The sequence below is a fragment of the Escherichia sp. MOD1-EC6819 genome, assembly GCF_002965765.1.
GTDB lineage: Bacteria > Pseudomonadota > Gammaproteobacteria > Enterobacterales > Enterobacteriaceae > Escherichia > Escherichia ruysiae.
On the sequence record NZ_PTRG01000009.1, the window covers coordinates 53,840 to 69,336 of the forward strand.

General features: G+C 51.6%; 13 protein-coding genes. 8 read left to right on the forward strand and 5 right to left on the reverse strand.

Annotation, left to right across the window (positions count from 1 at the left end; all coding sequences use genetic code 11):
• The first annotated feature begins 31 nt into the window (after positions 1-31).
• The 5 genes from potA to A7Z06_RS14155 are packed head-to-tail and all read left to right on the forward strand — an operon-like array spanning position 32 to position 4,362.
• The gene (gene potA / locus A7Z06_RS14135; RefSeq protein ID WP_000531593.1) at positions 32-1,168 is read left to right on the forward strand and encodes a spermidine/putrescine ABC transporter ATP-binding protein PotA; all 1,137 of its coding nucleotides are present in this window, start codon (positions 32-34) and stop codon (positions 1,166-1,168) included.
• Positions 1,152-2,009 (forward strand): spermidine/putrescine ABC transporter permease PotB, encoded by an 858-nt coding sequence (gene potB / locus A7Z06_RS14140; protein ID WP_000799415.1) that lies wholly within the window; start codon positions 1,152-1,154, stop codon positions 2,007-2,009. Before potA ends, potB begins: the two co-directional genes overlap by 17 nt.
• Positions 2,006-2,800, forward strand: coding sequence for a spermidine/putrescine ABC transporter permease PotC (gene potC, locus A7Z06_RS14145; RefSeq protein ID WP_000580316.1), 795 nt, complete (start codon positions 2,006-2,008; stop codon positions 2,798-2,800). The genes potB and potC overlap by 4 nt, the downstream gene beginning before the upstream one ends.
• Positions 2,797-3,843, forward strand: coding sequence for a spermidine/putrescine ABC transporter substrate-binding protein PotD (gene potD, locus A7Z06_RS14150; RefSeq protein ID WP_000759317.1), 1,047 nt, complete (start codon positions 2,797-2,799; stop codon positions 3,841-3,843). Before potC ends, potD begins: the two co-directional genes overlap by 4 nt.
• A 57-nt stretch (positions 3,844-3,900) precedes the next feature.
• Positions 3,901-4,362 (forward strand): DUF3592 domain-containing protein, encoded by a 462-nt coding sequence (locus A7Z06_RS14155; protein ID WP_010345565.1) that lies wholly within the window; start codon positions 3,901-3,903, stop codon positions 4,360-4,362.
• Positions 4,363-4,525: 163 nt separating this feature from the next.
• Here the strand turns inward: A7Z06_RS14155 and cobB are convergent, their stop codons facing one another.
• Genes cobB through lolC form a run of 5 tightly spaced genes read right to left on the reverse strand, consistent with a single transcriptional unit; the run spans position 4,526 to position 9,440 of the window.
• Entirely contained in the window at positions 4,526-5,347 is an 822-nt protein-coding gene (gene cobB, locus A7Z06_RS14160; protein ID WP_000952752.1) for a Sir2 family NAD+-dependent deacetylase, read from the reverse strand.
• Positions 5,348-5,362: 15 nt separating this feature from the next.
• On the reverse strand, positions 5,363-6,274 hold the full coding sequence (nagK, locus tag A7Z06_RS14165) for an N-acetylglucosamine kinase (RefSeq protein WP_000291315.1): 912 nt from the start codon (positions 6,272-6,274) through the stop codon (positions 5,363-5,365).
• 28 nt (positions 6,275-6,302) lie between these two features.
• Entirely contained in the window at positions 6,303-7,547 is a 1,245-nt protein-coding gene (gene lolE, locus A7Z06_RS14170) for a lipoprotein-releasing ABC transporter permease subunit LolE (protein WP_001251371.1), read from the reverse strand.
• Complete coding sequence (lolD, locus tag A7Z06_RS14175) at positions 7,547-8,248, reverse strand: lipoprotein-releasing ABC transporter ATP-binding protein LolD (RefSeq protein WP_001033695.1); 702 nt, start codon at positions 8,246-8,248, stop codon at positions 7,547-7,549. The genes lolE and lolD overlap by 1 nt, the downstream gene beginning before the upstream one ends.
• Complete coding sequence (gene lolC / locus A7Z06_RS14180) at positions 8,241-9,440, reverse strand: lipoprotein-releasing ABC transporter permease subunit LolC (protein ID WP_000284716.1); 1,200 nt, start codon at positions 9,438-9,440, stop codon at positions 8,241-8,243. The genes lolD and lolC overlap by 8 nt, the downstream gene beginning before the upstream one ends.
• Before the next feature lie 263 nt (positions 9,441-9,703).
• Here lolC and A7Z06_RS14185 point away from each other — a divergent pair, with 263 nt between their 5' ends.
• From A7Z06_RS14185 to ldtC, 3 genes are all read left to right on the forward strand, one after another.
• Positions 9,704-10,774 (forward strand): acyltransferase family protein, encoded by a 1,071-nt coding sequence (locus A7Z06_RS14185; protein ID WP_105279470.1) that lies wholly within the window; start codon positions 9,704-9,706, stop codon positions 10,772-10,774.
• 127 nt (positions 10,775-10,901) lie between these two features.
• Positions 10,902-14,348 carry a transcription-repair coupling factor gene (mfd, locus tag A7Z06_RS14190; protein WP_010345572.1) on the forward strand — a complete coding sequence of 1,149 codons (3,447 nt, stop codon included), beginning with the start codon at positions 10,902-10,904 and terminating at the stop codon, positions 14,346-14,348.
• A 146-nt stretch (positions 14,349-14,494) separates the two neighbouring features.
• Positions 14,495-15,454: a L,D-transpeptidase LdtC gene (ldtC, locus tag A7Z06_RS14195; protein WP_000598229.1), complete on the forward strand. Its 960-nt coding sequence runs from the start codon at positions 14,495-14,497 to the stop codon at positions 15,452-15,454.
• The last annotated feature ends 43 nt before the right edge of the window (positions 15,455-15,497 follow it).

Genomic DNA, 15,497 nt, shown 5'->3' on the forward strand with positions numbered 1-15,497 from the left:
CCCGCATCGGTAAGCCATCCGTTGCGTTTACATGGGACAGAGTAAAAAATTGAATAAACAACCGAGTTCGCTTTCACCGCTGGTGCAATTGGCGGGAATTCGCAAATGCTTTGATGGTAAAGAAGTCATTCCCCAGCTTGATCTGACTATCAACAATGGCGAGTTCCTCACGCTGCTTGGCCCTTCTGGCTGCGGTAAAACAACCGTTCTTCGCCTGATTGCGGGTCTGGAAACTGTTGATTCCGGGCGCATCATGCTGGATAACGAGGACATCACCCACGTTCCGGCGGAAAACCGCTATGTGAACACCGTTTTCCAAAGCTACGCGTTATTCCCCCACATGACCGTATTCGAAAATGTGGCCTTTGGGTTGCGTATGCAAAAAACCCCCGCTGCTGAAATTACGCCTCGCGTGATGGAAGCCCTGCGGATGGTACAACTGGAAACCTTCGCTCAACGCAAACCGCATCAACTCTCTGGCGGTCAGCAGCAACGCGTGGCCATTGCCCGCGCAGTGGTTAACAAGCCTCGTCTGTTGTTGCTTGATGAATCGCTTTCCGCGCTGGATTACAAACTGCGCAAACAGATGCAGAACGAGTTAAAAGCGTTACAGCGAAAACTTGGCATTACTTTCGTCTTCGTTACCCACGACCAAGAAGAGGCACTCACTATGTCTGACCGGATTGTGGTGATGCGCGATGGTCGCATTGAACAAGACGGCACACCACGTGAAATCTACGAAGAACCCAAAAACCTGTTTGTTGCCGGATTCATTGGCGAAATCAATATGTTTAACGCCACGGTGATCGAACGTCTCGACGAGCAACGCGTACGCGCCAACGTTGAAGGCCGCGAGTGTAATATCTACGTTAACTTCGCCGTTGAACCTGGGCAAAAACTGCATGTTCTGTTACGCCCGGAAGACTTACGCGTTGACGAAATCAACGATGATAACCACGTCGAAGGGCTGATTGGTTACGTTCGCGAGCGTAACTACAAAGGCATGACGCTGGAGTCGGTTGTCGAACTGGAAAATGGCAAGATGGTGATGGTCAGCGAATTCTTCAACGAAGACGATCCTGACTTTGACCACTCACTCGACCAGAAAATGGCCATTAATTGGGTAGAAAGCTGGGAGGTCGTACTGGCTGATGAAGAACACAAGTAAGTTCCAGAATGTAGTGATTGTCACTATCGTCGGTTGGCTTGTGTTGTTTGTCTTTCTGCCCAACCTGATGATCATTGGCACCAGCTTTTTGACCCGCGACGACGCGAGTTTCGTCAAAATGGTCTTTACGCTGGATAACTACACACGTCTGCTCGATCCGCTCTATTTTGAAGTGCTCGTGCACTCACTGAATATGGCGCTGATCGCCACTCTCGCCTGCCTGGTGCTGGGCTACCCGTTTGCCTGGTTTCTGGCAAAACTGCCGCATAAAGTGCGACCGCTGCTGCTGTTTCTGCTGATTGTTCCGTTCTGGACAAACTCGCTGATTCGTATCTACGGGCTAAAAATTTTCCTCAGCACCAAAGGCTATCTCAACGAGTTCCTGCTGTGGCTGGGCGTTATTGATACCCCAATTCGCATCATGTTCACCCCCAGCGCGGTGATTATCGGTCTGGTTTACATTCTGCTGCCGTTTATGGTGATGCCACTCTATTCCAGTATTGAAAAACTGGATAAACCTTTACTGGAAGCGGCGCGCGATCTCGGTGCCAGCAAATTGCAGACTTTTATCCGTATTATTATTCCGCTGACGATGCCGGGAATTATTGCCGGATGTCTGCTGGTGATGCTGCCAGCTATGGGCTTGTTCTATGTATCCGACCTGATGGGTGGTGCGAAAAACCTGCTGATCGGTAACGTCATCAAGGTTCAGTTCCTTAATATTCGCGACTGGCCGTTTGGCGCCGCCACCAGCATTACGCTGACTATCGTAATGGGCCTGATGTTGCTGGTTTACTGGCGCGCTTCTCGTTTGCTGAATAAGAAGGTGGAACTCGAATGATCGGTCGACTGCTTCGCGGCGGTTTTATGACCGCTATCTACGCGTACCTGTATATCCCAATCATTATTTTGATTGTGAACTCCTTTAACAGCTCGCGCTTTGGCATCAACTGGCAGGGTTTTACCACCAAATGGTATAGCCTGCTGATGAACAACGACAGCCTGTTACAGGCAGCGCAGCATTCACTAACAATGGCGGTGTTTTCGGCGACGTTTGCTACGCTTATCGGTTCACTGACGGCAGTTGCACTGTACCGTTATCGCTTTCGTGGTAAGCCGTTCGTTAGCGGAATGCTGTTTGTGGTGATGATGTCACCAGATATCGTGATGGCGATTTCGCTGCTGGTGCTGTTTATGCTGCTGGGTATTCAGCTTGGCTTCTGGTCGCTGCTGTTCTCGCATATCACCTTCTGCCTGCCATTTGTGGTGGTGACAGTGTATTCGCGCCTGAAAGGTTTTGATGTGCGGATGCTGGAAGCGGCGAAAGATCTCGGCGCCAGCGAATTTACCATTCTACGGAAAATCATTTTGCCACTGGCAATGCCAGCTGTGGCTGCGGGCTGGGTGCTAAGCTTTACCCTGTCGATGGACGATGTGGTAGTTTCGTCGTTTGTCACCGGACCGAGCTATGAAATTCTGCCGTTAAAAATTTATTCGATGGTCAAAGTCGGCGTATCGCCGGAAGTTAACGCGCTGGCAACCATATTACTGGTGCTGTCGCTGGTAATGGTAATTGCCAGCCAGCTTATTGCTCGTGATAAAACGAAAGGTAACACAGGGGACGTTAAATGAAAAAATGGTCACGCCACCTGCTCGCGGCGGGTGCTCTGGCACTGGGCATGAGCGCCGCTCACGCCGATGACAACAACACGCTGTATTTCTACAACTGGACCGAGTACGTGCCGCCAGGACTGCTTGAACAGTTCACCAAAGAAACCGGTATTAAGGTTATCTATTCGACTTACGAGTCGAACGAAACCATGTATGCCAAGCTGAAAACGTACAAAGACGGTGCCTATGACCTGGTGGTTCCTTCAACCTATTACGTCGATAAAATGCGTAAAGAAGGGATGATCCAGAAGATCGACAAGTCGAAGTTAACGAACTTCAGCAATCTCGATCCAGACATGCTCAACAAGCCTTTTGACCCGAATAACGACTACTCCATTCCGTATATCTGGGGTGCGACGGCGATTGGCGTTAACGGTGATGCGGTGGATCCGAAATCCGTTACCAGCTGGGCCGATCTGTGGAAGCCTGAGTACAAAGGCAGCCTGCTGCTGACCGACGATGCCCGTGAAGTGTTCCAGATGGCGCTGCGTAAGCTGGGCTATTCCGGTAACACCACCGATCCGAAAGAGATTGAAGCTGCATATAACGAGCTGAAAAAACTGATGCCAAACGTCGCAGCGTTTAACTCCGATAACCCGGCTAACCCGTACATGGAAGGCGAAGTTAACCTCGGCATGATCTGGAACGGTTCTGCTTTCGTTGCGCGCCAGGCGGGTACGCCAATTGACGTGGTGTGGCCGAAAGAAGGCGGCATTTTCTGGATGGACAGCCTGGCGATCCCGGCAAATGCCAAAAACAAAGAAGGCGCGCTGAAATTGATCAACTTCCTGCTGCGCCCGGATGTGGCAAAACAGGTTGCCGAAACTATCGGTTATCCAACGCCAAACCTTGCGGCGCGTAAGCTGTTAAGCCCGGAAGTAGCGAACGATAAAACGCTCTACCCGGATGCTGAAACCATTAAAAATGGTGAATGGCAGAATGACGTTGGCGCAGCCAGCAGCATTTATGAAGAGTATTATCAGAAGCTGAAAGCAGGACGTTAATTCAGCAAACGGGCGGTGGTATTACCGCCCGTTTTTTATTTAGCAAGGATGTGGCTAATGAGTCAGGACAGTAAAGTGTTATCCCGCGCTTTTCTCGGTATCGGTCTGATATTGCTCGTTATTTCTGCAATTATCTTTTATTACCATTTTACTTTTACCAAAAGCGCGGTTCATACAGAAGGAATCATTGTTGATGCCGTCTGGTACAACAATCATTCAAACGACGTCGGTGATAATGGTTCCTGGTATCCAGTGGTTGCCTTTCGCCCTACACCAGATTACACGCTAATTTTTAATTCAAATATTGGTAGTGATTTTTATGAAGATAGCGAAGGTGACAAAGTCAATGTCTATTATCCGCCAGGGCATCCAGAAGAAGCCGAAATAAACAATCCCTGGGTTAATTTTTTTGAATGGGGCTTTGTTGGCATAGCAGGCATTATTTTCGGTGGTATCGGTCTAATAATCATGGTCCCCTCCTCTAAAAAATCACGCAGGAACAGGAAGTCCCGCCCATGAAAAAATTCATACGAGTAAAAGTTAAAAGAGGCCGATAAAGTGCGCGTGTATTATGCCGGATGCGGCGTTAACGCCTTATCAGGCCTACAAAACCCGCAAATTCAATTAATTGCGCCCTATCGTAGGCCTGATAAGCGTAGCGCATCAGGCTATTACTCCTGATTTATAATCCCTTCAGCAACTTTTCAACAAACTCTGGCACCACCAGGCTTGCCGGGCCGTAATATTTCTCGGCAAATTCGTTACCAACCTGGCTCGGCTCAAGATTGAGTTCCACGGTGTGCGCGCCATGCAATTTTGCTTCATGAACAAAACCGGCCGCCGGATAAACATGCCCGGATGTGCCAATGGCAATGAAAATATCCGCCATCGCCAGTGCCATATAAATTTCATCCATGCCAAGCGGCATTTCGCCAAACCACACCACGTGCGGGCGCAGCGGAGCCGGAAACTGGCAGCAATGACATTTATCTTCTGGCGTAACATCACCAGTCCAGTCGAGAACCTGCCCGCTTTGCGAACAACGTACTTTCAGCAATTCTCCATGCATATGAATCACATTGGTATTGCCTGCGCGTTCATGCAGGTTATCGATATTCTGCGTCACCAGCAAAAAGCGGTCGCCGAGGGCATCTTGCAGTTTAGCCAGCGCAAGATGCGCGGCGTTAGGCTGTATTTCTGGCTGCTGTAACTGTCGGCGACGAGCGTTATAAAACGCTTGCACCAGTTCAGGGTCGCGATCAAAGCCCTCTGGCGTCGCAACATCTTCAACACGATGTTCTTCCCACAGGCCATCTGCGGCGCGAAAGGTACGAATACCTGATTCCGCAGAAATACCAGCCCCTGTCAGTACGAGTACTCTTGGTTTTTCCATTGCTTCCGACACCACTTTATCTCTGAAAAAAATACGCTGACGTAAACGCTCGCGCAGGCGGCGTTTATTTTTACGAAAACGACTTAACCGATGACCCCGACGCGACAGCATAGCAACCTCTGTTGTTTAATCGGTTAGATGTAGGAAGGCAGCTCCACGCATTCCGCCTGCATCACCGTGGCGCGCGCGTTCAATGCGCGGAACACGAGCTACAGGTAAGAGATGACGAGGCAGCCTGTCCGCCAGTTGCGTTGTGATTGCCGGGAAATTGGATAAACCACCGCCAATGACCACCAGATCAGGGTCAATAATGGTCAGGATGTTTCCCAGACAAACCGCTAATAGATCCAGATAACGCTCAACATGCGCCCTTGCCTGCTCATCGCCTTGATCATAAAGCGCAATAATTTCGGGAGCCTGCAACGGTTGATGATAATAGTGTTGATACAGCCACGCAAAACCGCGACCAGACAGATAATTTTCAATGCAGCCATGCTGACCACAGCCGCAGCGGCGTAATGGGAAATCAAGCCCCATCATGGTTAACGCATCGACCGGCAGACGCATATGACCAAACTCGCCGGTAATATAGCTTTTACCCGTCACCGCTTTACCGTTAAACACCAGTCCACCGCCAACGCCGGTGCCGAGAATTAACCCCATCACCAGCGGATATTGGGTAAATTCATCATCCCAGGCTTCAGAAAGGGCAAAACAGTTCGCGTCATTATCAAGTCGCACATCGCGCTCAAGACGTGCGCTCAGGTCGGCACGCAGCGGTTTACCGCTGGCAGCGGGGACATTGGCGGCATACAGCGTGCCATCTTCTGTTTCCGGCATTCCCGGAATACCGATGCCGACAGAACCTTTACAGCCAAAACGCTGATCGGCTTCGACGACCAGCTCGCACACTGCATCTAAAAATGCGTCATAGCTGTTACGCGGTGTCGGCACCCGCTTTTCCCACTGCAACTGCCGACTGCTATCAAATACGCCAAGCGCAATTTTTGTTCCACCAATATCAAACCCGTAATACATTGCCGCTCCTTGTTTTAATGTACTGCCTTTACTGGCCGCTAAGGACTCGCGCAGGGTCAATATTGCTGGCGCGCCGCGCCGGATACCAACTTGCCAAAAGACTCAGCAACAATGCTGTGACCAGTACGTAGAAGACATCCAGCCAGTGCAATTCCGATGGCAGGAAGTCAATAAAATAGATATCGCTGGAGAGGAACTGATGACCGATCAGCTTTTCAATCCACTCGATGATCGGAGTAAGTTGCAGCGAAACCACTACGCCGATAATCACACCACACAAGCTGCCGAACAACCCTGCCAGTAATCCATACCAGACAAAAATGGCGCGAATTAAACCGTCTTTCGCGCCCAGCGTTCTTAATACTGCGATATCGCCACTCTTGTCTTTTACCGCCATCACTAAAGTGGAGACGATGTTGAAACAGGCCACGCCAATCACCAGTACCATCGCCAGATACATAATGGCGCGGATCATCTGGATATCACGATACATATAGCCGTAAGTGCCGATCCAGCTCTTGATATAAACATAGCTATTGGTCACTTCGCCCGCGTCACGCACCAGTTTGTTGGCGTTAAATACATCCGTCATTTTAAGGGCAATACCTGACACACTGGAACCCATATCAAGATATTGTTGGGCATCCGCCAGCGGGATCATGGCAAAACTGTGATCGAGTTGACCGCTCAGCTGCAAAATTCCGGCAATTTGCAAGCGCACACGTTTTGGCTGCATCAGTTTATGCTCGGGATTCGAATTTGGGATCATGATCGACACCCAATCGCCCTGCTTCACTTTTAACGCATCCGCTACGCCTTTGCCGATAATAATCTGCTGCTCACCGGCTTTAAAATTGTTCCAGGCATCACCCTGAACAAACGAGGGCAGCGCACTTAGGCGCTGTTCCTGTTGCGGATCAACCCCTTTAACCTGAAGCGCGCGCAGATTTGCTCCGCTTTCCACCAGCCCCGTGAAATTGATATACGGCGCAGCAGCGGCAATACCTGGCACTTTTTGCACGTTATCCAGTGCTTCCTGCCAGTTAGTCCACGGCTGATCCACTGCTTCAATTTCGCCATGCGGTACTACCGCCAGAATGCGGTTATTCAGTTCACGTTCAAAGCCGTTCATCGCGCTTAAGCCGACGATCAATACCGCCACGCCAAGTGCAATGCCAATGGTAGAAATGACGGAGATCAGCGACACCATGCCGCCACGCCGCCGTCCGCGACTAAAACGCAGACCAATTAATAACGATAAAGGCATCGCCATTACTCCGCCCCCATCAGGCTCAGTTCCGCCGTCAGACGACCATCACGCATTTCTAACTGGCGGCTCATACGTTTCGCCAGTTGCAGATCGTGAGTAACCACCAGGAAGGCGGTGCCCTGCAAGCGATTCAACTCCCCAAGCAACTGGAAGATGCTGTCGGCGTTACGTGCGTCAAGGTTACCGGTAGGTTCATCTGCCAGTACCAGACGCGGGTTATTGACCAGCGCACGGGCAATCGCCACACGCTGACGTTCGCCGCCGGAAAGTTCGGATGGACGGTGATTCGCGCGATGCTCCAGCCCCACCGCTTTTAACATTTCCAACGCTCGACTGTTGATTTCAGCGGGCTTTTTCTTGCCAATCAGCAGCGGCATAGCTACGTTTTCCAGGGCGGTAAAATCCGGTAGCAGGTGGTGAAACTGATAAATAAAGCCCAGCTTCTGGTTGCGCAGTTCTGCTTTTGCCGCCGACGACAGTTTGCTCATCGGCTGACCGTTAAAAATCACATCGCCGGAAGTTGGCGTATCCAGCCCGCCCAGCAGGTGCAGTAAGGTACTTTTACCGGAACCTGAGCTGCCGACGATAGCCATCATTTCGCCTTCACCCACGCTGAAACTGACATTGTGCAGCACGTCGGTTTGCACACTGCCTTCCTGATAGCGTTTGCACAGGTTGTCGCATTGCAACAGGATCTTATTCATAACGTAAAGCCTCAGCGGGTTGAGTGGCGGCAGCGCGCCAGGAAGGGTAAAGCGTAGAAAGCAGCGCGATAGCCATCGCCACCAGCGCAATAATAATGACCTGTAAAGGTTCGATAGCGACCGGCAGCGCCGCGCCATCAAGCAGGACGCCGATTATCGGCATCAGATTATTCAACTGGCTGGCAAGCAGCGCACCAAGCGCCGCGCCCAGGATCGCACCAATAATTCCGGCGCTGGCACCCTGTACCATAAAGACCATCATGATTTGTCGCGGAGTTAAACCTTGCGTTTGCAAAATCGCCACTTCGCCCTGCTTCTCCATCACCATCAGCCCCAGCGAGGTAATAATGTTAAACGCCGCAACGGCGACAATCAGGCTCAGCAGCAAGCCCATCATATTTTTTTCCATACGCACGGCCTGGAACAGCTCACCTTTACGGTCGCGCCAGTCCTGCCATTTACTGCCTTCTGGCAGTTTTTGCTGGCTTAACGAATCCACTTTCAGCGGCTCATCCAGCCACAGACGCCAGCCGGTGATATTACCTGCCGGATAACGCATCAGACGCGAGGCATCCTCAATATTCACCAGCATTTCATAGCCGTCGACTTCACTGTTGGCGGCAAAAGTGCCAATCACATTGAACAGACGCTGACTTGGAATACGCCCCATCGGCGTGAACTGGCTGGCGGAAGGCACCATCACGCGGATTTGGTCGCCGCGATTGACACCTAACTGTGAGGCAAGCTGTTCACCGAGGATGACATTATATTTCCCCGGCTCGAGGTTGGCTTGCTTCACATTGACCAGATACGGGGTTAGCGGATCTTTTTGCGCCGGATCGATACCTAGCATGACGCCTACCGCCACGCTGCGTGCGCTTTGCAGCACCACATCACCAGTAGTGATAGGCGCGACGCGATTTACGCCGTCCAGTTTGACTGCCGATTCCGGGAGTTTCTGCGGGTTAAGAGAGCCCTGCTCCGAAGAGAGGATCGCCTGTGGCATCAGGCCAAGGATGTTGTTTTGCAGCTCGCGCTCAAAGCCGTTCATCACTGACAATACTGTGACCAGCGCCATCACCCCGAGGGTAATGCCGATGGTAGAAAGCCAGGAGACGAAACGACCGAAGCGATCCGCTGCACGCCCACGCATGTAACGCAGGCCAATAAATAGAGCGACAGGTTGGTACATGAAATCCGTCTGGTTGCTGTTAGCAAAGACACGAGTATATAAGCGAAAGCAGGATGGGTAAACGCCTGAACTGTAAGTGATCATCAGGGCTAATCTGAAAAGCATCCATAAATCAATCGGCTAAATTGCCATATTTTACCAGCAGGCTTGCAGCCTGATCTTAATCTGAAAAATCATCTAATACAGACAGATACCCATTACACCTCGGTTAATAACCAGCAGGATCAGTTGTTGGTAAATTAATAAAAGAGCGTGTTCTTCTGATGAAACAAAAAGAACTATGGATTAACCAGATCAAAGGGTTATGCATCTGTCTGGTGGTGGTTTATCACTCGGTAATCACCTTTTACCCGCATCTGACCACTTTTCAGCATCCGTTATCGGAAGTACTGAGTAAATGCTGGATCTATTTCAATCTTTACCTTGCGCCCTTCCGTATGCCGGTCTTTTTCTTTATCTCCGGCTATTTGATTCGCCGCTATATCGACAGTGTGCCGTGGGGAAATTGTCTCGATAAACGGATCTGGAGCATCTTCTGGGTGCTGGCGCTGTGGGGTATCGTCCAGTGGCTGGCGCTGAGCGCACTGAATCAGTGGCTGGCACCTGAGCGCGATTACAGCAATGCCTCCAATGCCGCTTATGCCGATTCCACCGGTGAGTTCCTGCACGGGATGCTCACCGCCAGCACCAGCTTGTGGTATCTGTACGCTTTAATTGTCTATTTCGTGATATGTAAAATTTTTAATCGCCAGGCTCTGCCGTTATTCGCCCTGTTTGTACTGATGAGTGTGGCTGTTAATTTCGTTCCCACGCCGTGGTGGGGAATGAACAGTGTGATCCGCAATTTGCCTTATTACAGCCTTGGCGCTTGGTTTGGCGCAACATTAATGACCTGTGTTAAAGAAGTACCGTTGCGCCGCCATCTGCTGATGTCTTCGCTGCTGGCCGTTCTGGCGGTCAGTGCCTGGTTGTTTAACGTGTCGCTACTCCTGTCGCTGGTATCGATTGTGGTGATCATGAAGCTGTTTTATCAGTACGAGCAGCGTTTCGGTATGCGCTCCTCCAGCCTGCTGAATGTGATTGGTTCCAACACCATTGCCATCTACACCACCCATCGCATTCTGGTAGAGATATTCATCTTGAGTCTGATTCCGCAAATGAACACAGCACGCTGGTCGCCGCAACTCGAACTGACGCTCCTGCTGGTTTACCCCTTTGTCAGTTTGTTGATTTGTACTGTTGCTGGCTTGTTGGTACGCAAAATTTCACAACGCGCATTCAGCGATCTGTTGTTCTCCCCGCCTTCTCTGCCTGCAACCAGTTACTCTCGCTAAGCCATCGCCCCAGCCGGGGCGATTCAATTTGCTAAACCATGTCGATTCCGGATAATGAACAGCATTGCTTATCAGAGATATGCCCCCATATGTTGAGGCATATCCTAACGAGAATCTGACAACCGTTATGCCTGAACAATATCGTTATACGCTGCCCGTCAAAGCGGGTGAACAGCGTCTGCTGGGCGAGTTAACCGGCGCTGCCTGTGCGACGCTGGTAGCGGAAATTGCCGAACGTCACGCCGGACCGGTGGTGCTCATCGCACCAGATATGCAAAATGCTCTGCGTTTGCATGATGAAATCAGCCAGTTCACCGACCAGATGGTGATGAATCTGGCGGACTGGGAAACCCTCCCTTACGACAGTTTTTCGCCTCATCAGGATATTATCTCCTCGCGTCTTTCCACCCTTTACCAGTTACCAACAATGCAGCGTGGTGTACTGATTGTTCCGGTAAATACGCTTATGCAGCGCGTTTGCCCGCACAGTTTTCTCCACGGTCATGCGCTGGTGATGAAAAAAGGTCAGCGCCTGTCACGAGATGCATTGCGTACCCAACTGGACAGCGCCGGTTATCGCCATGTTGATCAGGTAATGGAGCACGGTGAATACGCCACGCGCGGTGCGTTGTTGGATCTCTTCCCGATGGGGAGTGAGCTGCCTTATCGTCTTGATTTCTTTGATGATGAAATTGACAGCCTGCGAGTATTTGATGTCGATAGCCAGCGCACGCTGGAGGAAGTTGAAGCCATCAACCTACTGCCCGCACACGAATTTCCGACCGATAAAGCGGCAATTGAACTGTTCCGCAGTCAGTGGCGTGATTCTTTCGAAGTAAAACGCGATCCAGAACATATTTATCAACAAGTGAGCAAAGGCACATTGCCTGCCGGGATCGAGTACTGGCAACCGCTGTTCTTCAGCGAACCGTTGCCGCCACTGTTCAGTTATTTCCCTGCAAATACACTGCTGGTGAATACTGGCGATCTGGAAAACAGTGCCGAACGTTTCCAGGCTGACACGCTGGCGCGTTTTGAGAATCGCGGCGTCGATCCGATGCGTCCACTACTGCCGCCACAATCGCTCTGGCTGCGGGTCGATGAACTGTTCTCAGAGCTGAAAAACTGGCCGCGTGTACAGCTAAAAAATGAACATTTACCGACAAAAGCAGCGAATGCCAATTTAGGCTTTCAGAAACTGCCAGACCTTGCCGTTCAGGCGCAGCAAAAAGCCCCGCTGGATGCGCTGCGTAAATTTCTTGAATCTTTCGACGGCCCGGTGGTGTTCTCGGTAGAAAGTGAAGGTCGCCGTGAAGCACTCGGTGAACTGCTCACCCGTATTAAAATTGCTCCGCAACGCATTATGCGCCTCGATGAGGCCAGCGACCGTGGGCGTTATCTGATGATTGGCGCTGCCGAACATGGTTTTGTCGATACGGTGCGTAATCTGGCACTGATTTGCGAAAGCGATCTGCTCGGTGAACGCGTTGCCCGTCGTCGTCAGGATTCTCGCCGCGCCATCAACCCCGATACACTGATCCGCAACCTCGCGGAACTGCATATTGGTCAGCCGGTGGTGCATCTGGAGCACGGTGTCGGGCGCTATGCCGGAATGACCACGCTGGAAGCTGGCGGCATTACTGGCGAGTATCTGATGCTCACCTATGCCAACGACGCCAAACTGTATGTTCCGGTGTCGTCGCTGCATCTGATTAGCCGTTACGCGGGTGGTGCAGAAGAAAATGCCCCGCTGCATAAACTTGGCGGCGATGCGTGGTCACGCGCTCGGCAGAAAGCGGCAGAAAAAGTGCGTGATGTGGCGGCGGAATTGCTGGATATCTACGCTCAACGCGCCGCCAAAGAGGGTTTCGCGTTTAAACACGATCGTGAGCAATATCAATTGTTCTGCGACAGCTTCCCGTTCGAAACCACGCCGGATCAGGCGCAGGCCATTAATGCGGTGCTTAGCGACATGTGTCAGCCGCTGGCAATGGATCGTCTGGTGTGCGGCGATGTTGGCTTTGGTAAAACAGAAGTAGCGATGCGCGCCGCTTTCCTGGCGGTAGAGAACCACAAGCAGGTGGCGGTGCTGGTGCCAACAACTCTGCTCGCGCAGCAGCATTACGACAACTTCCGCGACCGTTTCGCCAACTGGCCGGTACGCATCGAAATGATCTCCCGTTTCCGCAGCGCCAAAGAGCAGACGCAAATCCTTACGGAAGTGGCGGAAGGGAAAATCGATATTCTGATCGGTACGCACAAACTGCTGCAAAGTGACGTCAAGTTTAAAGATTTAGGCCTGCTGATTGTCGATGAAGAACACCGCTTCGGGGTGCGTCATAAAGAGCGCATTAAAGCGATGCGCGCGAACGTGGATATTCTGACACTTACCGCAACGCCGATCCCACGAACGCTGAATATGGCGATGAGCGGAATGCGCGATCTGTCGATTATCGCCACGCCGCCCGCCCGTCGTCTGGCAGTTAAAACCTTTGTCCGTGAGTACGACAGTCTGGTGGTCAGAGAGGCTGTCCTGCGTGAAATTCTGCGCGGGGGACAGGTTTATTATCTCTACAATGATGTGGAAAACATCCAGAAAGCCGCCGAACGGCTGGCAGAACTGGTGCCAGAAGCGCGGATCGCCATCGGTCACGGGCAGATGCGTGAGCGCGAACTGGAACGGGTGATGAATGATTTCCATCATCAGCGTTTTAACGTGCTGGTTTGTACCACAATTATCGAAACCGGGATCGACATCCCTACCGCCAACACCATTATTATTGAACGCGCAGATCACTTCGGTCTGGCGCAACTACACCAGTTGCGCGGCCGCGTCGGACGTTCGCATCACCAGGCATATGCATGGCTGCTGACGCCGCACCCGAAAGCGATGACTACCGATGCGCAAAAACGTCTCGAAGCGATTGCTTCTCTGGAAGACCTTGGCGCGGGCTTTGCGCTGGCAACGCACGATCTGGAGATTCGCGGCGCCGGTGAACTGCTCGGCGAAGAACAAAGTGGCTCGATGGAAACTATCGGTTTCTCGCTTTATATGGAGTTGCTGGAAAATGCCGTCGATGCACTGAAAGCCGGACGCGAGCCGTCGCTCGAAGATCTCACCAGCCAGCAAACGGAAGTCGAACTGCGGATGCCGTCGCTGTTGCCGGATGACTTCATTCCTGATGTAAATACCCGTCTGTCGTTCTATAAACGTATTGCCAGCGCCAAAACGGAAAGCGAGCTGGAAGAGATCAAAGTCGAACTTATCGATCGCTTCGGCCTGCTGCCGGATCCGGCGCGAACCCTACTGGATATTGCCCGTCTGCGCCAGCAAGCGCAGAAGCTGGGGATCAGGAAGCTGGAAGGGAACGAGAAAGGCGGTGTGATCGAATTTGCTGAGAAGAATCACGTGAATCCTGCCTGGCTGATTGGTTTGCTGCAAAAACAGCCGCAGCATTACCGCCTTGATGGCCCGACGCGCCTGAAGTTTATTCAGGATTTGAGCGAGCGGAAAACGCGAATCGAATGGGTGCGCCAGTTTATGCGTGAACTGGAAGAGAACGCGATCGCTTAATGGTAAATTGGGGGCGTTTCTTCGCCCCCATCCCCAACATTTACAAATTCTTTGCACTTCCCTGCACTATCCGACACTGTCACCATCCATAATTCAGACTTATCTTTTTATTACAATAACCTTATACTTATTATGGACTTTTGGCGATGATCAAAACGCGTTTTTCTCGCTGGCTAACGTTTTTTACGTTCGCCGCTGCCGTGGCGCTGACGCTACCGGCAAAAGCCAACACCTGGCCGCTGCCGCCTGCGGGCAGTCGTCTGGTGGGCGAAAACAAATTTCATGTGGTGGAAAATGACGGCGGTTCGCTGGAAGCGATCGCCAAAAAATATAACGTCGGTTTCCTCGCGCTGTTACAGGCCAACCCCGGTGTTGATCCGTATGTACCGCGCGCAGGCAGTGTGTTAACCATTCCATTGCAAACTTTACTGCCAGACGCGCCGCGTGAAGGCATTGTGATCAACATTGCGGAGTTGCGTCTCTATTACTACCCACCGGGCAAAAATTCAGTGACCGTGTACCCCATCGGCATTGGTCAGTTGGGGGGTGACACGCTGACGCCGACAATGGTGACTACCGTTTCAGACAAACGTGCAAACCCAACCTGGACGCCGACTGCAAACATCCGCGCCCGTTATAAAGCCCAGGGGATTGAGCTTCCACCAGTCGTTCCGGCAGGACCGGATAACCCGATGGGCCATCATGCGATTCGTCTGGCGGCCTATGGCGGTGTCTATTTGCTTCACGGTACGAACGCCGATTTCGGTATTGGTATGCGGGTAAGTTCTGGCTGTATTCGTCTGCGTGATGACGATATCAAAACACTTTTCAGTCAGGTCAGCCCCGGCACCAAAGTGAACATTATCAACACGCCGATTAAAGTCTCCGCCGAACCAAACGGCGCACGTCTGGTGGAAGTGCACCAGCCGCTGTCAGAGAAGATAGATGACGATCCACAATTGTTGCCGATTACGCTCAACAGTGCGATACAGGCATTTAAAAATGCTGCGCAAACTGACGCCGAAGTGATGCAGCACGTAATGGACGTGCGTTCCGGAATGCCGATTGATGTGCGTCGTCATCAAGTGAATCAGCAAACGCTGTAAATCGCGGACAAAAAAATCCCCGCAGCACAGGGTGTTGCGGGGA